Source organism: Pedobacter sp. AC212 (assembly GCF_979258625.1).
The window spans coordinates 3,159,544-3,183,621 of sequence record NZ_OZ409870.1; the positions used below are offsets into that span (position 1 = coordinate 3,159,544).

15 protein-coding genes are annotated in these 24,078 nt (G+C 39.5%); 6 read left to right on the forward strand and 9 right to left on the reverse strand.

Annotation, left to right across the window (positions count from 1 at the left end; genetic code table 11):
- Nucleotides 1-180: 180 nt before the first annotated feature.
- The 5 genes from ACZZZC_RS13735 to ACZZZC_RS13755 all read right to left on the reverse strand — a co-directional run bounded on the left by ACZZZC_RS13735 (nucleotide 181) and on the right by ACZZZC_RS13755 (nucleotide 6,783).
- Nucleotides 181-975: a rhamnogalacturonan acetylesterase gene (locus ACZZZC_RS13735; RefSeq protein ID WP_463487419.1), complete on the reverse strand. Its 795-nt coding sequence runs from the start codon at nucleotides 973-975 to the stop codon at nucleotides 181-183.
- Nucleotides 976-1,325: 350 nt separating this feature from the next.
- Entirely contained in the window at nucleotides 1,326-2,093 is a 768-nt protein-coding gene (locus ACZZZC_RS13740; protein ID WP_463487420.1) for a rhamnogalacturonan acetylesterase, read from the reverse strand.
- Nucleotides 2,094-2,154: 61 nt separating this feature from the next.
- Nucleotides 2,155-4,023: a rhamnogalacturonan lyase gene (locus tag ACZZZC_RS13745; RefSeq protein WP_463487421.1), complete on the reverse strand. Its 1,869-nt coding sequence runs from the start codon at nucleotides 4,021-4,023 to the stop codon at nucleotides 2,155-2,157.
- Between the two features lie 26 nt (nucleotides 4,024-4,049).
- Entirely contained in the window at nucleotides 4,050-6,473 is a 2,424-nt protein-coding gene (locus ACZZZC_RS13750; RefSeq protein WP_463487422.1) for an MG2 domain-containing protein, read from the reverse strand.
- Nucleotides 6,474-6,489: 16 nt separating this feature from the next.
- The gene (locus ACZZZC_RS13755) at nucleotides 6,490-6,783 is read right to left on the reverse strand and encodes a hypothetical protein (protein ID WP_463487423.1); all 294 of its coding nucleotides are present in this window, start codon (nucleotides 6,781-6,783) and stop codon (nucleotides 6,490-6,492) included.
- 347 nt (nucleotides 6,784-7,130) lie between these two features.
- On the opposite strand from ACZZZC_RS13755, the gene ACZZZC_RS13760 reads away from it, so the two are divergent.
- The 5 genes from ACZZZC_RS13760 (at nucleotide 7,131) to ACZZZC_RS13780 (ending at nucleotide 13,052) form a co-directional block, all read left to right on the forward strand.
- Nucleotides 7,131-9,131: an alpha-L-arabinofuranosidase C-terminal domain-containing protein gene (locus ACZZZC_RS13760; RefSeq protein WP_463487424.1), complete on the forward strand. Its 2,001-nt coding sequence runs from the start codon at nucleotides 7,131-7,133 to the stop codon at nucleotides 9,129-9,131.
- Complete coding sequence (locus ACZZZC_RS13765) at nucleotides 9,128-10,669, forward strand: alpha-N-arabinofuranosidase (RefSeq protein WP_463487425.1); 1,542 nt, start codon at nucleotides 9,128-9,130, stop codon at nucleotides 10,667-10,669. Before ACZZZC_RS13760 ends, ACZZZC_RS13765 begins: the two co-directional genes overlap by 4 nt.
- A gap of 11 nt (nucleotides 10,670-10,680) precedes the next feature.
- The gene (locus ACZZZC_RS13770) at nucleotides 10,681-11,616 is read left to right on the forward strand and encodes a glycoside hydrolase family 43 protein (RefSeq protein ID WP_463487426.1); all 936 of its coding nucleotides are present in this window, start codon (nucleotides 10,681-10,683) and stop codon (nucleotides 11,614-11,616) included.
- 1 nt (nucleotide 11,617) lies between these two features.
- Nucleotides 11,618-12,589 (forward strand): glycoside hydrolase family 43 protein, encoded by a 972-nt coding sequence (locus tag ACZZZC_RS13775; RefSeq protein ID WP_463487427.1) that lies wholly within the window; start codon nucleotides 11,618-11,620, stop codon nucleotides 12,587-12,589.
- A 337-nt stretch (nucleotides 12,590-12,926) separates the two neighbouring features.
- Complete coding sequence (locus ACZZZC_RS13780) at nucleotides 12,927-13,052, forward strand: hypothetical protein (RefSeq protein ID WP_463487428.1); 126 nt, start codon at nucleotides 12,927-12,929, stop codon at nucleotides 13,050-13,052.
- 48 nt (nucleotides 13,053-13,100) lie between these two features.
- Here ACZZZC_RS13780 and ACZZZC_RS13785 read toward each other — a convergent pair whose 3' ends face one another.
- The 3 genes from ACZZZC_RS13785 to ACZZZC_RS13795 form a co-directional block, all read right to left on the reverse strand.
- Nucleotides 13,101-15,446 carry a beta-L-arabinofuranosidase domain-containing protein gene (locus ACZZZC_RS13785; RefSeq protein ID WP_463487429.1) on the reverse strand — a complete coding sequence of 782 codons (2,346 nt, stop codon included), beginning with the start codon at nucleotides 15,444-15,446 and terminating at the stop codon, nucleotides 13,101-13,103.
- A 9-nt stretch (nucleotides 15,447-15,455) separates the two neighbouring features.
- On the reverse strand, nucleotides 15,456-16,778 hold the full coding sequence (locus ACZZZC_RS13790) for a rhamnogalacturonan acetylesterase (protein WP_463487430.1): 1,323 nt from the start codon (nucleotides 16,776-16,778) through the stop codon (nucleotides 15,456-15,458).
- A gap of 283 nt (nucleotides 16,779-17,061) precedes the next feature.
- Nucleotides 17,062-19,566, reverse strand: coding sequence for a DUF4982 domain-containing protein (locus ACZZZC_RS13795; RefSeq protein WP_463487431.1), 2,505 nt, complete (start codon nucleotides 19,564-19,566; stop codon nucleotides 17,062-17,064).
- Nucleotides 19,567-19,713: 147 nt separating this feature from the next.
- Here ACZZZC_RS13795 and ACZZZC_RS13800 point away from each other — a divergent pair, with 147 nt between their 5' ends.
- Nucleotides 19,714-20,610 (forward strand): AraC family transcriptional regulator, encoded by an 897-nt coding sequence (locus ACZZZC_RS13800; RefSeq protein WP_463487432.1) that lies wholly within the window; start codon nucleotides 19,714-19,716, stop codon nucleotides 20,608-20,610.
- 91 nt (nucleotides 20,611-20,701) lie between these two features.
- On the opposite strand, the gene ACZZZC_RS13805 is transcribed toward ACZZZC_RS13800, so the two are convergent.
- The gene (locus tag ACZZZC_RS13805; protein ID WP_463487433.1) at nucleotides 20,702-24,073 is read right to left on the reverse strand and encodes a DUF5107 domain-containing protein; all 3,372 of its coding nucleotides are present in this window, start codon (nucleotides 24,071-24,073) and stop codon (nucleotides 20,702-20,704) included.
- Nucleotides 24,074-24,078 lie beyond the last annotated feature (5 nt).

The following is a 24,078-nucleotide window of genomic DNA, read 5'->3' on the forward strand; positions in this document are numbered from 1 at the left end:
AATATGGGCAACCTGTAGTGTCCTGTTAAACCTTATTTATTCGTAGTGATTTTGAACTGTGTTCAAAGTAAAAATGGCATTGTTCGAGATCTTATTAATCAGTTTTCCTATAAGGAGATCTCTCCGCTGTGAAAAACAGCGTTCGAGATGACGATCAATTAGACATAAGAATCATCCTCTTTACTTCAAGTAAGCTTTCAGCTTATTTTTTTTCAATGTTTTCAAGCCCTCCACAACTAGTGCAGCATTTACTTTGGCGCCATCTTCATTGGTATGTGTATGGTCCTTTTCTGTGAAATAGCTTTTAATTTGATCTGCTGATGAAACCAAATACTTATCTTTAATCAATTGGTTTAAGGGAATAAAATCTACATTTTCAGCCTTTGCAACTTCTTGGGCCCATCCGGCATAACTATCGTTAACTAGAATTACTTTACCATCCTTTACCGGATTTCTTGGAATCGAGGAGCAAACAATTGGCGTTGCGCCTTTCGCCTTAATATCGTTTATAAATTTCCGCATATACCAGCCATAGGTATAAACCGTTTCTTGTTTCTTTTTGATGGGGTTGAAAGTATCTTTGCTTTCCATGCCGATACCTTTTATAGTACCACGGGCACGGGCAGTATCATCAAGCGGACTGCTGTCGTTGTGCCCGAACTGCATCATCACAAAATCGCCTTTTTTTACCTTGGCTAAAACGGCATCCCATAAACCATTGGTTTGAAATGTCCTGCTGCTTGTTCCGCCCAAAGCATTATTTTCAATATTAATTTTTTCGGTATTGAAAAAATTTTCAATAAAACTTCCCCATCCCCATAAAGCGCCATCGCCTTTACCCTTTCCGTTTTTAACAGTAGAATCTCCAATTAAAAATAAGGTTGGTTTCTGTTTTTGCCTTAAGATCATGCAAGAAGAAAAGACGAGAAAAGCACCCGTTAACATAAGGGTGAGATATGTTTGTTTCGATTTCATAAGAGTTTATTTTAAAAGGATAATGGTGAAAATTTTAAAGCTTCTATTTTTTGTTAGGTCGGGTTATGCAAAACACCGCGATTAATTTGATGGTCCTTCGACAAGCTACAATTGACGTTTTAAACTTTCCGTCATTGCCTGCCTGCGGCAGGCAGGCGAAATCGATTTTTCATCGGGAGAAGCTCCGGAGGAATGCCTTTGGCACAATTTCATTTTTTGCATTATTTTATTAAAGGAGATTGCTTCGTGCCTCGCAATGACGACCGTTCTTAACATCATTTATATTGATTTTCATGAAATGAATTACCCCTCAGCATGACAATCGTAACCTTTGATACAGCCAACTCATTTTACAATAAATAATTTTTCAGTTTACAGCCCTTCAATTTCTTTATTCCTTCTACTACCGATTGTGCATTTAGTTTGGCACCTTCCAAATTGGTATGTGTATGGTCACCGGGAAAAAAGGCTTTAACTTTTTCAGGTCCCAGCTCGTCATATTTATCACCGGTAATTTTGTTGAGATCAACGAAATAAGCGTGCTCTTGCTCGGCTACTTCTGCGGCCCATTTCCCAAAGCTTTGATCAGCCCGGAGCACTTTCCCATCTTTAAATTGATTTCTGGGAATCATAGAAACCACAATTGGCGTGGCGCCTTTTGCCTTCGTTTCGCGAACGAACTTGCGAATATACCAACCATAAGTATGCACAGTTTCCACCTTTCCATCAGGCCAGGTTAATACCTTTGTTTCTTCGCCAGTTCCTTTCAAAACACCCCTTCTGCCCGCTTTTGTGGTGTCGGGTTCGCTACCATCATTATGCCCAAACTGCATGGTTACAAAATCACCTGGTTTTAATGTTGCCAAAACTTTATCCCATCTTCCTTCCGAAAGAAAAGTTCTGGTACTTCTGCCCGCCATGGCATTATTTTCTACATGAATTTTGGTGGTATCAAAAAGTAAGGCAATTGGTGTGCCCCAACCCCAGGTTTCTTTATTTGAATTACGTACGGTAGAATCGCCAATGGTATGAAGTGCTGGCTTTTCGGGTTTAACAAATGCTGAAGCAATGATGAGTATCGCTGCAAATACAAATAACTTCATTGATATTGATTTCATGTGTTTATATTCTTTTGAATGTTGTGGATATTAAACTGGGGTTATTGATAGTTAATTCTGGTTATTTTAGGTTTTGAGCTGCAGGCTTAACAAGTATAATATTCGGTTTCGGCGCCTTTTTCATTCCATAACCAAAATAAAAACCAGTATGCGGCGGCTGGTTGTAGCCAACATTTTGCCATGCAATGCTCAGGCGGTATTGTGGATCATGCATCAAGGTGTAATTTCTATGCTCCGTTGGAATAGTCGTGGTGTAAATTCGGAGACTTTGATTGTCATACGACCGAAGAACAAGCTCTTCACGCCAATCGCCAAAAAGGTCTGCACTTAATGTTGGTGTGGACTTTGTCCAGTTGTTGGCAATAGCACCATCAGCGGTCAAAAGTCTTCCTCCGTTGTATTTATCGATATGATTGCCATCTAAAAGTTCTCTGGAAAGATCTCCATCCCAGTAAATCAAAAAGTTGGTAGATCTTGGCTGCGCTCCAATTCTGTTGCCCTTAATATCGAATAAACCGTTGGAACCCGACCACCACATTTGCGCACCAACCCGGGTATTGTCTATGTTATCTGCCACACCTCTGCCCACGTCTTCATCTTCGGATCCATGCCACAATATTTCGCCAGTTTTCGCGTCGTAAACCGCCACTCCAGGCCCTTTTGTTCCTTCTTCAATTTCGTGGACACCAAAAACTTCTAGTCCGGGTCTTTCGGGATCGAGATCGGAAACATGCAAAGCATCGCCATGGCGTAAACCAGTTGTGTATAAACCTTTTCCATTATCGTCCACACACATTGACCCGAAAATAATTTCATCTTTTCCATCACCATCTACATCGGCTACGCTTAAATTATGGTTTCCCATTCCTGAAAACGGGTTCCGCCCGTCCTTCGAATCAAAAACCCATCTGGAGGTAAGCTTGCCGCCCCGCCATTCCCAGGCTGCTAAAACGGTTCTACCATAATAACCTCTGGCCATCACAACACTCGGGTGGATGCCATCAAGGTAGGCGATACATGACGTAAAACGATCAACCCGATTTCCTGAGTTATCATTTTTGCCATTACCACCTTTTCCACCCCAAGCGCCAATGTCGCCTCTCGCAGGAATGTAATCTGTAGTTGCCAAAGCTTCACCCGTTTTGCCGCTAAAAATGGTAAAAAATTCTGGTCCTTCTAAAATCCGGCCATTGCGATTGCGATAGTCTTTTGTTGAATCGCCTATTACTTTCCCTATGCCATCAATCGTACCATCAGCAGTTTTACAGGCGAATTCGGCAATTCCGTCTCCATCTAAATCGTAAACCATAAACTGTGTATAATGAGCACCTTCTCTGATGTTTTTACCCAAATTAATCTCCCACAAAAATGTACCATCAACTTTATAAGCCTGAAAAATTGGTGGATCAGTTAGTCCATTTGATGAATTATCACGACTTCTACCCGTTTGGTGCAAAACAATATCATATTCCCCATCGCCATCGAGATCACCTACCGATGCGTCATTTGGTGTATATCCGGCTGGAGTTTTTAATGGAATAGTCAGATACTGATTTACAGCGCTTCTAGCCTTCAATAAAAAGGACTTGCCCGCTTCTTGCTCCTGATTTTTTATTATCGCCTTTACAAAATAGCTATTATCTAAATCAGGATTTATGCCGACATCAACAAAATTTGTTGCTTTTGATAGCGGGGTTTGATTCAACTTTTTCGCTATTGTATTGGCTGTTTTTCGATAAAGATTAAAAGTGATGTCATCAGGTTCAGTCCCTAAAATCCTCCAGCTGATAAATACAGAATCAGCACCCTGGCGAACGGCAACTACTCCTCTTCCCAGGTTTTCCATTTGGCGCTGGGCAGAAACATACAATGATGAAATGATCATCAGCAGCAGAAAGCCGAATTTTAAAACGACTGGTTTATCTTTCATCAAATTGTCTTCTTTTGGTTTTTGTTTTATTGAACAACATATGTACTTTTTGCAGTAACTGCCGATCCTTTTTCTGTGATCCCGTCTGTCTTAATTACAATTGTTCCTTTATTATCGCCATTGTAGAAAACTACGCTTGCTTCTCCTTTGGCATTGGTTTCTACTTTTGGTGCCCAAAAAATGGTTGTCCTCAAATCTTTATTTTTATTTGCAGGATTGCTATAATTGGGAGAGTAAAATGTTCTTGCACTATAATATCCGGTTAAGTCGAGGTTTAGTAAATGAAGATTTGTTGCACCGAGCGCATCCTGTTTTAAGTTAAGACTGATCACATAAACATCGGTACCCGAATTATTAATCAGGTGCTGCACTTTAACCTGATCAATTTTATCCATTCTCAAACTATAATAATCCCGCCTTTCGCCTACCAACTCTTCCCGATTATTGACTCTTATGATTGGCGTGATTTTTTTGCCATTTGAAATAAATGCAATCCCCTCTGATCCTACTGAATCTACATCTTCGCGAGGGTAAGCTCCACTTACTTTAGTGAGCAAGAAATGCTCAAGCCCGTTAAAAGCGTAATCGGCAGGAGTGATATTGAAAACCTGCTCAGGATAGCCAAACGTCATTACGGTTTCATTAAAGAGCACAACTTTCTTCTTATTTGGATCTGCCTTAATTTGAATATCATTTAAAGTAATTGAATCGCCGAACTTATAAATTTTATTATAATCCATGCGTTTACTGATTTCTGCTTCGATATTTTTAGCAAAATCTTGTAATCCTTTTTTAAAAGTGATAGATATTGGTTTGGTTGCCGAATCAATTTCAAGCCATCCGCCCTTCTTGCCTTTAGCATCTTGCGAAGAAATTTTTATAGGCTGATCGCCATACCACTTTAGTCCATCAATAAAATAATTTCCATTCTGATCCGTTGTGGTGGTAAATAACTTGTCGCCAGTAAATCCAGATCCAAATAATGTGATATTCATATTTGGGAGTGGTTTATTACCCACTTTTTCTCTCACAAAGCCTTTTATTGATAGCGCAGGTTCAGGCAGATAACTTACAGACATAGTTGTATCGGCAAATTTTCGCCATAAATACGCTCTCCAACCTTGTGTTAGCAAAAGCAAATCCAACTGCTTTAACCGTGAAGGATTTTTAACATCAAAATATTGCTCCGGATTTTTAATCTCGCCTTTAATTTCTGATTGAAGCAACAAGTAAGTCCGTATATCACTGCCATCATCCGGAATCAAACCATCAACAGCGGCCAGTGAGAAATGGGTTTTTACCGGCATACCAAAAACATCAGTAGCTTTTACATTAAGAACTACTTTTTCACGAGCTTGATAAGCCGTTTTGTTGGGTTTAAGGGTATAGGAAACTTTCTTTTCGTCAGCGATAAAAATCAAACGCTCACAGTGTGGTTTTCCTAAATCATCAACTAAAGTAATTACAGCAATACCGGCTGGAAAACCTTTGCTTGGAATAGAAACTGAAATACTTTGCTTTACCATTTTAACTGCTCCTGTGTAAATTTTGTCTCCCGCGTGTTTAATCACAACTGATAAAGTCTTTCCAGCGATTTCACTAAACGTCATCTCATTGGCGGTAATAGATGCTTTTAAGTAAAGCGAATCGGCAGTTACATGTAACGACAAACCTTTTTTAAGTATTTCTGGAAGTGGCGTCGAAAATTTCTCATTGCCAAAAACCCCTACCGCTCGATAGGTTTCATTTATTTTGGGCGTGAAAGTAAATAATCCCATTCCTACAGCTGTGCTTTGAAAACTTGCTACTGTATCGCCTTTGCTAGACACAATACTACCTGAAGCTTTGAGACCATTGCCTAAATCATCGTTCGTTTTAAAAGCCACCAAACTGTTTATACCCTCAACAAGCGCCCCTCCTTCAGGAAAAAATGTAATTGTTTTTTTGTTGCCACTTTCGGCAATGCCGACAGGTTTTTTGTTTGCATTTCGCGTAGCATAAGTGGCATTTTCTTTCAAGTTGTTGGTGATATAGATACTTTTCTGGAATACGAATTCATCGCCAAAATTCCGCATCCAGTTGGTGTAAGCACGTATGTTATACCAACCCGTAGCGATAGAATCTGGTAATTTGAAATCTCCATTCCCTAACCCTTTGCTTAAAAAAATCGTTTTTTTATCTAATATCGCCGATTGGGGAGAAACGAGTTCTACATATAAGTTCGCACTACTCGATGTAAGACTTGTGCTTTTTCCGTTCACCAAATAGGCGCTAAACCAAACATCCTCGCCAGTGCTAAAATAGTTCCTGTCTGTTTGCAGATAGACCTTTTCAAAGAATAACTTCATTGTTTTAGCATCGGGAAGCGGCTTGGCTGATTTTTGCTGTGCCATACCCAACCAGGAATAGCAACTCACCACGACAAGAACAATCATATGTTTGATTTTCATAAGCGCTTAATTAGAATCAATTTCGAAATTGTATTTTACCAACAATCAAATTCAGTGTATTGTAGTACAATTTGCCCTGCTTTGTTCGCCTTGTGCTTTCAGCTTGGAGGCTAACAGGCGCTAAAGGTTTAATTGTATTAGAGGTAACGGTATATTTTGGTAGTTCTCCCTTTCCAATTGACAAAGCTTCATCGCCATTTTTTGCTGCATTTCTAAACATTAATGTACCGCTGAACGATTGCCGCTGCCCGTAAGAAACCGCACAGAAAGACATCATCACAAACAAAAGACTGATACAAGGGAGCCTCATAAAAAGATATTGGTTAGAAAAGCGTCTCTAAATTAAACTAAAACGCTCTTTAAGTCGACAATTTAAAGACTAAATCATAAACTGGCATCCTGTGGTATCCTGTAATTAGATGTTAACATGCTACAGTAACAATCTGGACCCTTTAAAGCGATATGAAATTATAATTGAGATATTAATGTTACCAAATTTAATGGAAACATCTTTTTAATGATAGAAACAAGGACCAACCATGTAAAACCTAGATGGCAATATTGTAGAATAACATTCGCAAAAAAATAATCGTACAATTAACGTTTATTATTTTAAAAACTTTACATTTACAATTAGTACTGACCAAATATTATATAATGAAACTCATTGCACCTGTAAAAAGTGTTTTAATTACATGCTTAACTGCTTTCTTTGTGATTCCGTTAAATGCACAGCAGCCAAAAATCGTCAAAGTTAAGTTAGATCAACCCATTGCAAAGGTTCAACCCAATATGTGGGGTGTATTTTTCGAGGATATTAATTTTGGTGCAGATGGCGGAATTTACGCGGAACTCATTAAAAACAGATCTTTCGAATTTGCTAAACCTTTAATGGGCTGGTCGATTTACAGGAATAAACCGAGAGAAGGTGAAGTTTTGGTTGTGAATAGAAAAGAAACCAATGAAGCGAATCCCCGCTACCTCCAGATTAAAAAATTAACTGATGATTTCGAATTGATTAATGAAGGCTTCAAGGGCATAGGAGTTAAAAAAGGGATGCGATACGATTTTTCAACGATGTACCGTCAGTTGCAACCTGGAGTGAAAATGATGTTGATTTTGAAGGATGAAAACAGAAAAATTATTGGCCAGGGCAGCTTCAATCCTGAAAGCAACGGCAACGACTGGAAAAAGCAATCGGTAAGTTTTATAGCTACTGAAACCAACCCGAAAGCAAAATTCGGCATTATCTTTCAAGGGAAAGGAAATATCGATTTAGATATGATTTCGCTATTTCCTGGTGATACCTGGAAGAACCGTAAACAAGGATTGAGGGCAGATATGGTTCAATTGCTGGCAGATATGAAGCCAGGATTTATCCGGTTTCCGGGTGGATGTATTGTGGAAGGAACTGATCTGGCGAATCGCTATCAATGGAAAAATACCATTGGCCCTATTGAGGAGCGGAAACTATTGATCAATCGTTGGAATACCGAATTTGCCCATCGCCCTGCGCCAGATTACTATCAAACTTTCGGCTTGGGATTTTTTGAGTATTTCCAGCTGGCAGAAGATATTGGATCGGATGCTTTGCCGATTCTTAATTGCGGAATGGCCTGCCAGTTTAATACCGGCGAAGTAGTGGCTTTAGATGAATTACAACCTTATGTTCAGGATGCGCTCGATTTAATTGAGTTTGCAAATGGTGATGTGAGTACTACCTGGGGAAAAAAGCGAGCCGAGCTTGGTCATCCAAAACCATTTAACCTAAAAATGATGGGGGTTGGCAACGAAAACTGGGGACCGCAATATCTAGAGCGCCTGGCGATTTTTACAAAAGCGATCAAGGCAAAATATCCCGATTTTAAATTAATTAACAGCTCCGGAACCGATCCTGATGGCGATCGTTTCAATCTATTGAATACCTCACTGCGTGAAAATAAAGCTGATTTTATAGATGAACATTATTATCGTCCGGCAGACTGGTTTTTGAAAAATGCTGGCCGTTACGATAATTATCCTAGAAACGACACCAAAATTTTTGTCGGGGAATATGCTGTTCATGCCGATAAAAACGTAATTGGCAGCAATAGGAACAACTGGGAAAGTGCTCTGGCATCGGCTTCATTAATGACGGGATTAGAGCGCAATGCTGATGTAGTTCAAATGGCATCGTACGCACCGCTTTTCGCCCATATTGATGGCTGGCAATGGGCGCCAGATATGATCTGGGTTGATAATCTAAATTCCTACGGTACGCCAGATTATTATGTTCAGAAACTGTTTTCTACCAACAAAGGCACCGATGTAGTTTCCATCACACTTGATGACAAGAACATCATCGGACAAAATGGTCTTTTTGCTTCATCCGTAATCGACAAAACAAAAAAAGAACTGATCATTAAGATTGCAAATAACACCAAAGAAAGCCAAAGCATAATTTTTGATCTGGAAGGAAAAACTAAATTGAAAACCAAAGGGACAATTGAGGAATTGGCAAGTGAGCAGTTAAGTCAACTAAATTCTTTCGAAAACCCGGTTGCCGTGAGTCCGAAGGCAGCTACTATCAGTATAAAAGACAAGAAGCTGAGCACCTCGCTAAAGCCATATTCATTCAACGTTATTAAAATTCCATTCATCTCATACGCCAAACCATGAAGAAATTAATGTTCTCTTTCGCAATGCTTTGCATTAGCTATTTTGCAAATGCGCAAAGCGAAACGTTATTATCCGTTAAGCCTGCGGGCGATCAAATTGTTAGTAAACACATTTATGGTCATTTCTCAGAACATTTAGGGAGATGTATCTACGATGGGTTTTGGGTAAATGAAAACTCTCCTATCCCAAATAAGGGCAGAATAAGATTGGATGTAGTAGCGGCTTTGAAAAAAATAAATGTACCCAATTTACGTTGGCCAGGTGGTTGTTTTGCCGATGAATACCACTGGAGAGATGGTATTGGACCACGAAATGAGCGCCCGAAAATGGTTAATACCAACTGGGGCGGCGTAACAGAAGACAATAGTTTTGGTACACATGAATTTCTGGAGCTCTGCCAAATGCTGAACTGCGAGCCCTACATTGCAGGTAATGTGGGCAGTGGGACGGTTGAGGAAATGGCCAAATGGGTAGAATATCTCAATTTCGACGGCGTGAGCCCAATGACGGCAATCAGGAAGCAAAACGGAATGGATAAACCCTGGAAAGTTTCATTTTGGGGTGTGGGAAACGAAAGCTGGGGTTGTGGCGGTAACATGACCGCTGATTACTACAGCGATTTATACCGCCGATATGCAACTTATGCCCGTGATTATCCTGGTGCTCCGTTGAAAAGAATTGCCAGTGGTGCTAATGCAGAAGATTACCGTTGGACGGAAACCTGCATGAAAAACATTGGCCCAAATAGAATGTGGGGCTTAACACTCCATTATTATACCCTACCGACAGGGAACTGGGGCGTAAAAGGCTCCGCAACAAAATTCGATGAAGCACAATACTTCAATACGATGAAAAATTGTATTCGTATGGAAGAAATTGTAGCTAAACATTCGGCAATTATGGACAAATACGACCCCAAGAAAAAAGTTGCTTTAATTGTTGATGAGTGGGGAATTTGGACTGACGTAGAACCGGGAACCAATCCGGGCTTTCTTTATCAGCAGAATAGCTTACGCGATGCGCTAATTGCCGGCACAACCTTGAATATCTTTAACAATCATTCTGATAGGGTGCGAATGGCAAACCTGGCGCAAACCGTAAATGTTTTGCAGGCCATGATTTTAACAGAAAAAGATAAAATGCTGCTCACTCCTACCTATCATGTTTTCGATTTATTCAAAGTACACATGGATGCCAAGTACCTTCCGATAAATTTTACAAGTCCGGATTATACAATGGGTGATCAAAAAATTGCAGCATTGAATGTTTCTGCTTCGCAGGATTCAACCGGAGCCATTCACGTATCGTTGGTAAATCTCGACCCGAAAAATAAAATCTCTATCAACACAGATCTAGGTGATTTAAAATGGAAAACGGTAACTGGCCAGATTCTTACTTCGGCAAAAGTAACGGATATCAACACGTTTTCTGATCCAAATAAAATACACAACGCAAAATTTAATGGTGCAAAAAAATCTGGTAAAGCACTTAAAGTAGATATTCCAGCTCAGTCTGTGGTGGTGCTTGAGCTGAAATAAACGGCATAAAAATGAAAAAGATATATATCCTTTTAGCAGCAATGATGTGTTGCGCCTCTAACCTATTTGCACAATCAAATAAAGCCGTATACCTGTTTGCCTATTTTAAAAATAACGGTAAAGATGGCCTGCACTTGGCTTACAGTAAAGATGCTTACCAATGGACTGCCCTAAAAAATGATTCTTCTTTTTTGAAACCAACAGTAAGTAAAGATCAATTGATGAGAGACCCCTGCGTTATTCGTGGCGCAGACGGTTTATTTCATATGGTTTGGACAGTAAGCTGGAAAGATAAAGGGATTGGATATGCAAGTTCAAAAGATTTAATCCATTGGAGCGAACAACAATTTTTGCCGGTGATGGCTAAACAGGAAGGCGCAAGAAATACCTGGGCACCTGAAATTACCTATGATAGCCTTACCAAAACCTATATTATTTATTGGGCAAGTACTATAACAGGAAAATTTAATGAAACCGCTTCGAGCTTAGAAGATGGTTATAATCACAGAATTTATTTTGTAAGCACTAAAGATTTCAAAACCTATTCGGAAACAAAACTTCTTTATGAGCCAGGTTTTAACGTAATCGATGCAACCATTGTAAAGGATAATGGAAAGTTTATTATGTTTTTAAAAGATGAAACCCGCGAACCCGTTCAAAAAAATATCAAGATTGCAACTGCCGACAATTTGACTGGTCCTTACTCCGAAGCAAGCCAAGCCATAACCGGAAAATACTGGGCTGAAGGGCCAACGGCAATCAAAGTAGGCAATGATTGGCTTGTTTATTTTGATAAATATCGCGATCATCAATATGGCGCCATCCTATCATCAGATTTAAAAAACTGGAGCGATGTTTCTGAGAAAATTTTACTCCCGAAAGGTTTGAGGCACGGAACCATCCTCACCATAAAAGAAAAAGAACTTAAAAAATTATTAAAGCAATAATATGATGTTAAGACGATTAGGCCTATCAATAGTAGTGCTTTTAACGATGCAATTTGACAGTAATGCGCAAGAGAAGATTATCGTAGCGAAAGGCAATCCAATTATCACGGATAAATATACGGCAGACCCAGCGGCGTATGTTTACGGCGATTCGGTTTACTTATACACCGGACATGATGTAGCGCCGAAGGGTAAGGAGAATTATGAAATGCATGATTGGTTAGTGTATTCTTCAGCAGATATGATCAATTGGAATGAACATCCTTCACCACTAAATGTTAAAAACTTTGCGTGGGCAAAAAACGATGCCTGGGCTTCACAAGTAATTGAACGCGATGGAAAGTTTTATTGGTATGTGGCTATCTCTCACGGAACTATACATGGAAAATCTATCGGAGTAGCGGTTTCTGACAGTCCTCCGGGACCTTTTAAGGATGCCATTGGTAAAGCACTGATCACGAATGATATGACTACTGATGTCAAAATCAGCTGGGACGACATTGATCCATCCGTAATTATCGATGATGATGGACAGGCTTATTTATTTTGGGGCAACCAAAGATGCTATTATGCCAAGCTTAAAAAGAACATGATCGAATTAGACGGTCCGATAAAAAAAATTGACATTCCTGAATTTACCGAGGCACCTTGGATACACAAACGCAAAAACTGGTACTATCTTTCTTATGCTTCGGGTTTCCCTGAAAAGATTGTTTACGCCATGAGCAAAAATGTAAATGGACCATGGGAATATAAAGGCATTTTAAATGAAATAGCTGGAAATTCGAATACCAATCATCAGGCTATAATCGATTTCAAAGGAAAATCATATTTTATTTACCACAATGGCGCCATTAACACTGAAGGCGGCAGTTTCAGAAGATCTGTTTGTATCGATTATTTGAACTATAATAGCGACGGAACGATAAAAAGAATAGTGATGACCAGCGAAGGAGTAAAAAAAGCAAAATAAACACCTTGATTAGTGGTGAAGATTATTGTCTAGCTTTCGCTTGCAGTACCTGAACTATTTTTGCTAAAACTGCTTCTTTTTCTTCCGCATCAGCGGAAGAGAAAAAAAGATCAAAGATAAAAGCTTAAAAGCTAAAGTAAAAGGACTAAAGCTGGCAAAACTGATTGGCGATAAATTTTATTGCCGTCAGTTTCAACTGACGGAAAATTAATAAAGCGACCAAGGCTTTAGCCAAATCCTGCCGTTTGAAAGTCTTTGTTTCTTGTAGCTCATTAAGTACCTAAACCCGACAGCAGCGAAAATACTTTTTGTTTGCAGGAACCTTGAATACACTGTCATGCTGAGGCACGAAGCATCTGCAGCCGATGAAACACCTGCCTGCGGTAGGCAGGGATGCTTCGTACCTCAGCATGACAGAAGCCGACAAAAAGATTGTAGCGAATGGCAGGAAGCAGATAAATAAACTTCGTTAACTAACTATTGGTTGCTAAGATTTGTTAACCTTTAAATCTTATCGCATCAGTCTTACTTCGTAAATATTGGCAATTCTGGAGTCTTTGCTAGCTTCAAATTTTACGGTTATTTCTTTATTCATTAGAGATTCTGGTATTAAGATATCCTTCGAGAAAAACACCTTTCCATTACCTCCATCCATTGAGATTTGCGTTACAAGTTTGCTATTAATAATGACATCGAAAGTTCGGTTTTTTTCGGCTCCATATAATAATAACCTCACTTTGCGAGCTTGTAAATCTTTGTTTTTTAACACATAACTAAACCAACCAGATCCATTTCGAAAATGTTGATCATTGAAGGTTCCATTATCCGTTTTCTCACCTTTAAAATCGTGATCAGACTCGGGTTGCTGTTCGCCAGTATTTACAAGATCAATTGTTGCCAATTCTAACTCCTGTTTCTCCTTTTCGGCAAGCTGAAAAGCCTTCGCCCGTTCGGGTAAACCTTCTATCGTAGCGTAAGGGAAATAAATGACGTATCTTTTCTCCTCTAAATTATAAAAAGGAACAAGCTTTAAATCTTTGTATTTCGGTTGATAAATCAATGCTGCAGCACTAAATTCCAATGCATTGTTGGGTAAAGGTTTTACCTGACTGGCAAGGGTGCTCTTAGTTCCAGTTACCAAAGGCGCTTCGTTTATCGGCAAAAGCTTGCCTGTTGCAATATGTCCCATTCTGCTACCGTCGGCAGTAATATTCGGCTGGTCTAGCGTATCTAATGCTGCTGCCAAAACCACGGGACCATGCACAAAGGAAACCCAGTCAGATCCATCAGGCATAAATTCAGTTGAGGTATGCATTGGTAAAATTACCTTAATCCGATCGCCTGTTGACCAAAGTCTGTTAACACTTACATAACCATTTTTTAAATCTTTTACTTCAACAGATTTTCCGTTAACAAAAACCTGCATTTTATTTTTTTCAACCCAAGAAGGATAACGAAAGTTCACAGCGAATTGCTGCTTTTTTGTCAGCGAAATTTCAAGCGTGGTGAAATCGGTGTTTGGAAATGATGTTCTTTGAACAGCCTTTATCCCACGTTCTTTCCAATCAACTTGCGATGGAATGAAGAGGTTTACAAATAGATTTTTTTCATCATGAGCATAAATCAACTCGCCGTATTTACCATGGTTTTCCAATCCTGATCCCACGCAGCACCAAAAACTTTCCTGAGGATTCGAATAGGTTCGGTAATGCCCGGGACGCATCGGGGTAAAATACACAAATCCACCTTTGCTGCGTTGCGAAGTAAGAATGTGGTTATAAAGCGTTCGTTCGTAATAATCTAAATAAGTGTTTGATGGATTGGCAAGAAACAGCTGCTTGGTGAGCTTCAGCATATTGTAAGAATTACAAGTTTCCGGTCCTTCCCTCGACTCAAGCATCGAAGAAAAATCGTTTGAAGGATGAAAATGCTCCCTCACACTGTTGCCACCAATGGAGGTGGTTCGGTGGTTTACAACTGTTTTCCAAAAAAAATCTGCAGCGTTTGCCATTGTGGTATCGGCTGCTACCAGGGCAATTTGTTCAAACCCAATTACCTTCGGAATTTGAGTATTGGCATGTAAACCATTTAAAGAATCTTTATTGTATTCAAGCGGATTTAAAATAGAGTGATCTGAAAACTGCCTGGCTAATTTAAGATATTTTTTATCTTTAGTAATTGAATATACATTGGCAAAAACCTCATTTAAGCCGCCATGTTCACTTTTTAACAAAGTTTGAATTTGCTCATCGGTTAAACCCGACACCAAATCAATGCACCAATCGGTGAGCTTAATGAGCATTCCTTTCGCCCTAATGTTTCCAGCAATAGCATAAGCATCGTAAAGGCCGGCGTAAATTTTATGAATGTTGTACAATGGAACCCATCTATCATTTAGCGAGAAACTTGATGATCTGATGTTGCCTGCTTTGATCTGCTCCCAAATTTTCTTTCCGTCAGGCACCCCGGAAAGATAACCATTACCATTTTTAATTTGACATTTCTCCAGCTCATGGATCATATAATCAAGCCGCTGCTTTACTTTTAAATCGCCTGTTGCGGCGTACATTAGTGATAGTGCCGAAACATAGTGGCCACCAATGTGCCCATCTAAACCCGTATTTTCCCAGTTACCGTACGAACTAGATTTTTGTGTTGACCCAGCCTCTACATGGTATGGTGCTAAAAGTTTATCGGCATTTAGCGAGAGCATATAATTTTGATCGGTTTGCTGAGCAGCCAAAAAAGGACTTTCTAGTAAACGCACATCTCTCAACTGAAAAGCGGTGAGCTTCTGTTGCGCCATACAGCATACGTTAACAGTAAAGAAACAAATAAGGGATAGAATGAATTTCATAGTCATGGATTAATTGCCATCTGGTTTGATTAAGCTGCTATTAGGGCTTTCAGGCCATTTCCAAACTGATGGGTCATCTGGTTTTGATGGATCAAAATTAGGAAAATCGTTCACAATATATTTAGCAATGCCAAGCTGCTGAGCTTTAATTCCTAAAACCACGCACTTTGCAATTTCATAAGCCCCGTACGGGTTGAAATGTGTATTGTCTGCCAATGGTTTATCCTGGTCGGGATAGCTATTTGCCGGATAATGAACAAAGGCTCTTTTAGATTTGTCTTCGCCCAATGCGTCGTACAATTTGGCTGTCATCACATTAAGATCAATTAAAGCAACGTTTTCCTCTTTAGCTACCTTCCTTGCGGCATCCGGATAATCGCCAAGTGTATTCTGTGTTTTTCCATCCGATCCGAAAGATCTTCTGCTAGTGGAAGTAACAATTACAGGGATTCCACCAATTTTCTTAAATTCAGAAACAAAGGTCTTCATCCGCTCCGTATAGGATTTATAAGCTCCATCATTGGCGCCTTTTTCCTTTTGGTCGTTGTGGCCAAATTCTATAAAAAGGTAATCGCCTGGCTTTGCAATACTCAGAATTTTATCCAACCTTCTGCTTCCTTGGAACGAGCCCAATGTGAGACCCGACTCTGCATGGTTGGCAATGGCAACGCCAGGTTTAAAAAACCGGGGAATCATTTGCCCCCAAGATGCCCAAGGTTCATTTTCCTGATTTACAACCGTAGAATTGCCAGCCAGAAAAATAGTAATCTGATCTTCAACTTTTGTAATTTCTAAGCCTGCTAATGCTGTTTGGTGATCAAACTCTAAAGTTAATTTATCGTCCCAATCTAGTTTGGTAAGCTCACGGGGTTTCAGCCCGACAACCCGGCCATCTTTAATGTTTTTATTTTTTACATTGACAATGAACGATTTGACCACATATTGGCCTAGTTTCGTTTGCACGTCTTCTAACATCAAGCGGCGGGATTCTGCTTTAACCGTAGTTAACGAGGATTCTTTTGAATCGCCCAATGTTAAGGTTACCCTATAATTTCCCTCTGGTACCGCTACCGAAAAATAAAACGGCTTATTGCTTCGCACCAAGTCGGCATTGAGCAGGTTTTTGCCTCCCCGGTCGATTCCTTCTACCTTACTATCAAAATCGAAACCATATTTTCTATTATTTGAAAAGCTGGTTGTTGGTAAAATTTTGATGCGGTTTTTTGCTGCCTTGCCTGGCCCAAAGTCAAACTTATAATCTATACTTTGCGCTTTTAATTGGTAGCAGAAAAACACAAGGCCGCTAATTAATATCAGTTTTTTAAAATTCATTTGCCTTTTTGTTGGTTATTTTCCGTGGTAGATGTTTTTTTTTCCGGCGATGCCTAAATCGATCTTATCCGCACTGATATTGGTGGCATATACATTACATAAATCATCCACAAATAAAATTATTGTACTCATAAATGGAATGTTCAGACCGCAATCGGCAGTAGGAAAATATTTGGTTAAGCAACTGAAAACTCAATTGCAACCAAATATGCAGAAACAATTTTTATTTGCCATCCTGTAGCCACCCGTTTAAATCAATCAAGAAAAAAAAATCAAACTAAAGCTATTTTGCTTTGGAAATAATTTCTGTTTGCGCCGCCTTTAAACCACCACCAGTTACGTTTAATTTTATTTTTCCTGGATTAACGGTCGACTCTACCAGAACCACCAGTTTTCCACTAAATAATTTCATGGTAGGTTTCTCAAAACTCTCTAAAGAAGTGGCGTCGCCATTACACACAGCTTTAAATTTTCCATTATCGCTCACTTCAAACTTGAGTTGTTGGCTGGCTGTAGGACATAGATTTCCGTTTTTATCAACGACCGAAACGGTAACAAAAGACAAATCTTTTCCATCTGCATCAACTACGCTCCGATCTGGAGTAAGTACAATTTTATAAGGCTTACCTGCAGTTACTATTTTTTCTTCCGCAGCAGGTTTACCTTGTGCATCGAAAGCTACAACTTTAAGCGTGCCAGGTTGATATTTTACATCCATCCACATCAATCTGTATCTGTTTTGAGGAGAGGTTTTGTCTTTTTTGCGAATGCCGAGGCTTTTGCCGTTCAAAAAAAGTTCAGCGCTATCGTAGCTGGTGTAAACAAAAACGGGTGTAGTTTCTCCATTTCTATTTTCCCAATTCCAATGCGGAAGTAAATGCAATGTTGGTTTAGTTTTGTTCCATCGGCTTCGGTATAAATAGAAACGGTCTTTTGGCAAACCTGCTAAATCGGAAATTCCGAAATATGAACTTCGCGAAGGCCAGCTATTGTCGTAAGGTGTTGGCTCGCCCAGGTAGTCGAAGCCGGTCCATACAAACTCCCCGATCACCCATGGCTTATCATCCTGCATTACAAAATCATCATCGGGAAGATTAGACCAGCTGCAGTATTCCATATCATAAGATGAAGATTGGAAATCATCATACTGCTTATCTTTGGCCTTAACCACCGGAAATTTATAAACCCCTCGTGAACTTACTGTAGAGGCGGTTTCAGAGCCTAAAATAAAACCTTGTGGGAAAGCCTTGTTGGCCTCCTCGTAAAGATGCACCCGATAATTTAGTCCTGGAATATCAAGAAGTGCCCCGAAGCCCGATTGCATAGTGGCCTTAACCTGATCCATTCCTACAGTAACTGGACGAGTAGGATCTTCACGATGAAAAATTTCCTGTAACCATTTTGCCCGTTTAACCCCTTCAGCTCCAAATTGATCAGGTACTTCATTTCCTGAACTCCACATCACAATACTCGGGTGGTTTTTGTTTGCCTGTACAAGATTTACGATATCTTTCTCAGCATCGGTATTGAAATACAAATGATAACCATTTTCTACCTTTGCTTTTGCCCATTCATCAAAACTTTCTGCCAAGAACATAAATCCCATTTCATCGCAAAGCTCCAATTGTTCGGGCGAAGGCATATTATGTGAACTCCTGATTGCATCGCAACCCATATCTTTCAAGATGGTTAGTTGTCTGCGTAACGCGGCCACATTGATCGCGGCTCCGAGTGGACCTAAATCATGATGTAAACAAACGCCTTTAAATTTTCGTACTTGTCCGTTTAAACTGAAACCCTGATTGGCCTTAAAACTAATGGTTCTGATGCCAAAACGAGTTTTAACGATATCTTTTACCTGGTCACCATCATATACTGTAGAAACAAGCGTGTACAGATATGGGTTTTCGGGGCTCCATAATCTTGGTTCGGAAACGCGAATATTCTGGTCTGCCTCCTGTCCAAAAAAAGATTTTGCAGTATCTGCGGCAACCTGTTTACCTGAACTATCCAAAACCTGATTCACCAGGCGCAAGTTTGAGCCAGTTAGTTTGGTTTTTACGTTCACCTTGGCGAATCCCTTTTCTACCACCGGTGTAGTGATGGTAATGCCCCATTGATCGATGCTTTTCTCTTCTTTGATAATGAGGTGAACATTGCGATACAACCCTGCACCAGGATACCAACGGGAAGATTTTGGCTTGTTATTAAGGTGAATGGCCAGTATATTATCTTTTGATTTTAGTTCATTGGTAATGTCTATATAAAAATAATTGTAACCATAATTCCACTGCCCTACTTGCTTTCCGTTAAGGTAAACCCGGGGTTCGCTCATTGCACCATCGATTTGTAGCAACACTTTTTGCGTTGAAGTAACGGCTGGAAGAATAAGTTTTTTTCTGTACCAACCTTCCCCAATATAGGGTAATGCACCTGTTCTACCTGTTTTTTCTGTAGGCTTTGTTTCACCGTTCTGCGTGATGGCAGTCACTTGTTTGTCTATTTCCTTATCGAAAGGACCAGAAATAGCCCAATCATGAGGAACCCGAACGCTTTGCCATTTGCTGTCGTCAAAACCTGGTGCAGCTGCATCGGCAAAAGTGCCTTTTGAAAATTTCCAACCATCGTTAAGTGTGATTTGGTTTCTTTGCGCTAAACCTTGAAAATAAACGGATAAAAGAAGCGATAGGATTAAGATTACTTTGGATTTGAACATTGGCTTATTGCCTTTTACCGGCGTGGTTATGGTTAGGATTTTATCGGTTTGTGAAGAAACGAAAGATTTCACAGAAAGTCAATTAAAATAAGTAAAACATGGAAATTGTTATATTTGCTATGCTTGAAGAATTAACCTAACAACATCAACCAACCATTGATCTACGCATATTTAAAAAAAATAATGCAAAGATACGATCATTGGTAGCGGCTATCCATTATGACCTATAAATTAAAATCAGACAAGAAGATAAAGGAGGGTTTTGTTGGCCAACAAATGATTGTTCTTCCACCGAATGTTAAAAATTCTGTTGTTAAGAATGATTTAATTAATCAGTTGTATCTCACAGCCATAGGCTATTATCCACATGCGATTTACCATAGCAGGGAGCGTAAACTCGGGTGTAGCGAATACATATTGCTCTATTGTATCACAGGGAGCGGGTCTGTAACCATTGAGGATCAAAACTTTAAGCTTAATCCCAATCATTTCATCATTCTGCCGAAACAAGTTGGGCATAAATACGCAAGTTCACAAAACAACCCGTGGACACTTTATTGGATACATTTTAAAGGCGCCAGTGCTGATATTTTTTATCGTCGATACTTGGAAAATATTCAAACCCCTGTTTTCTCTGCGTATGATGAAAAAAGATTTCGAGAATTTGAGATGATGTTGAAAATACTCGGGAACAGCTTTGAGAATAGAGATTTAGAAATTGTAAACTTGAGCCTACAGAATTTCTTGGCACATTTAATCTATTTCAAAGAGATTAATCCATCCCATATCGAATTGGATAAAGTTGCCAGATCGATTGCATTTATGAAACAAAATATTGCCCTCAACTATTCGCTTCAGGATCTGGCAACCGCACAACACTTGTCTGTAACCCATTATTCCAGACTTTTCAAAGCAAAAACCGGACGTTCTCCTAACCAATATTTTAACGAGTTGAAAATACAGAAGGCTTGCCAGTTTTTATATTTTAGTGATTTGAATATCAAGGAAATCTGTGTAGAGGTGGGTTTCTTTGATCAATATTATTTTTCACGATTATTTAAAAAAATGATGGGCATCGCTCCTGCTATATATAAAAACCAACATAAACGGTCTTAGCAACAAACAAGAGCGATTAAAAAGGCAATAAAATAGTAGATAGTTGAGGCGACAAAAATGAAAAATTGAAGTAAATCATGTCTCTAATTAATTATGTACTTGCCAACTTTCCCAAACCTTCAGTAGCCAAAAGCAGCAAATGACTTTTCGCTCCGAAATGCATTGCATCCAAATCAATAATAGAATTGAAAGTTTTGACCGCTTCATCTATTTTCCCTAAACCCGCGAGTCCAAGTCCTGACATATACAAACAATGAATTTTATTCCGCACATTCAGGTCATCATCAAAAATTAACAGGTTAGGCAATGAAACAGCAAAATAGTCTAATACCACCTGATCTTCCTGATGGGTTTGTCCATAAGAAAGCAAATCATTAAAGATAATATTAGCTTTATCATCCTCTCCGAGTTTTCTCCAGGCCAAACCCTGATAAAATATTTTATCGGGCTGTTGGTCATTGTAAAACATTGCCGCCCCTAAAGCCGAATTTCCTTCAGTTGCCTTTTGATAACAAGCGATTGCAATGTTACGATATTCTTCATCGGTATTCGATTCACTTAACCTTTCGTAACACACACCTAACCAATAAAATACATCATTTTCTGCTGCGCCATATAACTTTCCTTCACCCAAATTGTCTGGATATGTCTGCGCTTCCTGAAGCAAAGAAAGTGCATGATCATACTTACCTTGCATACCATAAGCTTTGGCCATTTCAGTTAAGGCGTACAAGTATTGACCAGAAACTTTGCCTTCACCTCCTTCCCATGGATGAAACTGCCTGGACATGATTAACTCGTAGGCCTTTTCATGTTTACCGATAAAATTATAGATAGACAATCGTTCCAAATACAGATCATCACGTTGCAAGACTATTTCTAAATGTTCCTCCAGAAATTTCAGGCGCTCAGTAACTCCATAGTTCAATCTTTTGTACAACTGATCGAGTTCCATCAATACCCGTGCATCAGTTTTATCTAAATTAAAGGCTTTTTGAAAAGAAGCCAATGCTAAATTCGGCTGATTAAGTTTGTTAAAATAAGCAATACCGAGATTTCTATGAGCAGTGGGAAACTGATCGTCAATCGAAACGGACAGTTCCCAACTTTTGATGGCCTCATGGTATTGACGTTTATCGTACCATAAATTACCTAGATAATACGGTGCTTTAGCATCTAATGTTTGATTGGCGATGGCATATTGCAAAACCTTAATATCCGTAAGTTTATTTGGAAAACAGAGATAGGAATTCGCTTTAGAAGCGAGTTCAACATAACGGTTTGCAATCTCGATCGTTCCAGATTGAGCAGAGAACCAAGCGAGGTAATAATATACCATTGGAGAAGTATTTCCATTTCTTTCGGCCAGTTTTAAAAACCTGCCGGCTTCTCTAAATAATCCTGCAGCCGCATAGTCGATGGCATATTCCAACAAATTATGTTCAGTACCCCGAGATAAAATCAACACTTGATTAAGATTCAGATTGGCTTCCTCGATATTGCCGATTGCCTCATTAATCAAATACCGTTCAAACCTCGCCCCTAAATTAAAACGATCTTTTTCTATAGCGATTGAGCAAACTAGCAAGGCTTTTTCATAATCTTTTAAATATCGTAACACCGTTGCTTTCAGTGCCCAGGCTTTGCTATTTCCCATGTTTCGGTTCAAAGCCTGATCTATATGTTCATCAGCCAGCTGATAATCTCCGCGGAAAACATCAATTTGGGAAATAGAGAAAAAGGCGGTATCCTGCCATGCTTTACTCCACGTAGCTTTATAAAAAGCACTATATGCCTCGTTAATTTGATCCTGATATTTTAGACAAAAGCCCAAATTGTAATAGGGTTCGCTATCGTAAGGATTGGGGTTTCTACCTATTGATGTTGCAACAGCTTTTTGAAAATAGGGTTCGGCTTTTTCAAACTGACCTCTGCGTAAATACCAAAGTCCGAGTGCGTTGTTGTTGCGCAAATCAGATGCATCTCTGTTTAAAGCTTCTTCATAGTATGGAACCGGACTGAAAGTAGCGTGCCTGTACTGCTCCAAATGTTGACCAATCAAAAAAAGCTGTTCATTGCTCTTCGCTTCTTTCGGCATTAAGGCTGGCTTAGCCGCTTCTGGCATCTCATTTTTTTTGTTTTCAGCGGGCTGATAACGAATCAGTTCATTTCCCTGCTCATTCAAAACCTGAAACAACAGCTGTTTCTCATCAAAATCAGCCTCAATCGCAATCGAATCCTCGAAAATTTCTTCGGGTTGAAGATTTACCTGATTGTTGTAAGGCAATTTGCCTCCAATGGAAACGATGATTTTACTTGCAGGCTGAATAGAGGTTACCATTATTTTAAAGTTGAGTTTACTTTCTTCAGCAGTTACAGTGAGTAAGATATCTTTTGTTGCATTTTTTACTTGTCCAAGTTCGCGATAAGGCAGAAAATATTGGGTAAATGTTTTCTCCTCGTAAGGCATCAGCCAGGTAAAATCAGGTTGATTATCAGTGAATACTCCCGTCATCAGTTCAATATAGGGCCCATCTTCATCAGTAAGGTTCCTATCCCAAGCTTGCCCGAAATCACTATAACCCCAGGTCCATTGTTTTTTTCCTGGCGAAACATGGTGATTGGCTACATGCAATAGCCCCCCTTTTGAGTCATGCTCATAGCCCCCCATAAAGTTGTAATCGGAGTTGATGGCCATATATGAGGTTGGAACGGGAATGTTTTTATATCTGGAAATATCTGTTCCAGGAGAATAGTCTACTTTGTAATATGTTCCTGTTGCAATTGGGAAGGAAGAAACATCACGTTTGCCGTGGTCGAAAACGGCATTCACATCCGGTGGGAAAATGGATTGATAATCATCGTTAACTTTTACGGCTGGATTTGCCCACCACAAAAAAGTTTGCGGTAATGGTGTCCTATTAAACAATTTGGCCTTAATCTCCACGTATGCCCTATCTGAATACAGGGTAAAACCGACCAATCCCTTCGTTCCAAACATCCTTTCCACCTCATTTATCCACACAGTTTTGCTTCCATCACTGTTTTCGCTGGTATCAAAATCAATCGCTTCGAAGGTGCTTGGTCTATGGTGCTGAGGCCAATTGAATTCAATTCCGCCCGAAATCCACGGTCCGGTCAATCCAACCAGCGCTGGTTTAATCACCTGGTTATAATATACAAAATGACGTTTTTTTATTTTATCGTAAGCCATTTGGATACGCCCACCCAATTCGGGTAAGATCATAATTTTGATATAACGATTTTCCAAAAACAAGCCTTTGTAGGCCTTGTCTGTTTTTTCATCTTCAATCTTTTCGATTACCGCGTTTGGATACACCACGCCGCTACTCCCCTGATAGACACGTTTCTCGAAAAACATAGGATTTTTATCAGGTTTACCGATACCGTAAGTAGGAATGATCACTTCTTCCTGCCAAACTTTTACCTCTGAAATACTCATTATTG

Coding starts and splice junctions, on each gene's coding strand:
- ACZZZC_RS13735 (WP_463487419.1), bottom strand. CDS start 975: ATGAAATCGAAACAAACATATCTCACCCTTATGTTAACGGGTGCTTTT.
- ACZZZC_RS13740 (WP_463487420.1), bottom strand. CDS start 2,093: ATGAAATCAATATCAATGAAGTTATTTGTATTTGCAGCGATACTCATC.
- ACZZZC_RS13745 (WP_463487421.1), bottom strand. CDS start 4,023: ATGAAAGATAAACCAGTCGTTTTAAAATTCGGCTTTCTGCTGCTGATG.
- ACZZZC_RS13750 (WP_463487422.1), bottom strand. CDS start 6,473: ATGAAAATCAAACATATGATTGTTCTTGTCGTGGTGAGTTGCTATTCC.
- ACZZZC_RS13755 (WP_463487423.1), bottom strand. CDS start 6,783: ATGAGGCTCCCTTGTATCAGTCTTTTGTTTGTGATGATGTCTTTCTGT.
- ACZZZC_RS13760 (WP_463487424.1), top strand. CDS start 7,131: ATGAAACTCATTGCACCTGTAAAAAGTGTTTTAATTACATGCTTAACT.
- ACZZZC_RS13765 (WP_463487425.1), top strand. CDS start 9,128: ATGAAGAAATTAATGTTCTCTTTCGCAATGCTTTGCATTAGCTATTTT.
- ACZZZC_RS13770 (WP_463487426.1), top strand. CDS start 10,681: ATGAAAAAGATATATATCCTTTTAGCAGCAATGATGTGTTGCGCCTCT.
- ACZZZC_RS13775 (WP_463487427.1), top strand. CDS start 11,618: ATGATGTTAAGACGATTAGGCCTATCAATAGTAGTGCTTTTAACGATG.
- ACZZZC_RS13780 (WP_463487428.1), top strand. CDS start 12,927: ATGCTGAGGCACGAAGCATCTGCAGCCGATGAAACACCTGCCTGCGGT.
- ACZZZC_RS13785 (WP_463487429.1), bottom strand. CDS start 15,446: ATGAAATTCATTCTATCCCTTATTTGTTTCTTTACTGTTAACGTATGC.
- ACZZZC_RS13790 (WP_463487430.1), bottom strand. CDS start 16,778: ATGAATTTTAAAAAACTGATATTAATTAGCGGCCTTGTGTTTTTCTGC.
- ACZZZC_RS13800 (WP_463487432.1), top strand. CDS start 19,714: ATGACCTATAAATTAAAATCAGACAAGAAGATAAAGGAGGGTTTTGTT.
- ACZZZC_RS13805 (WP_463487433.1), bottom strand. CDS start 24,073: ATGAGTATTTCAGAGGTAAAAGTTTGGCAGGAAGAAGTGATCATTCCT.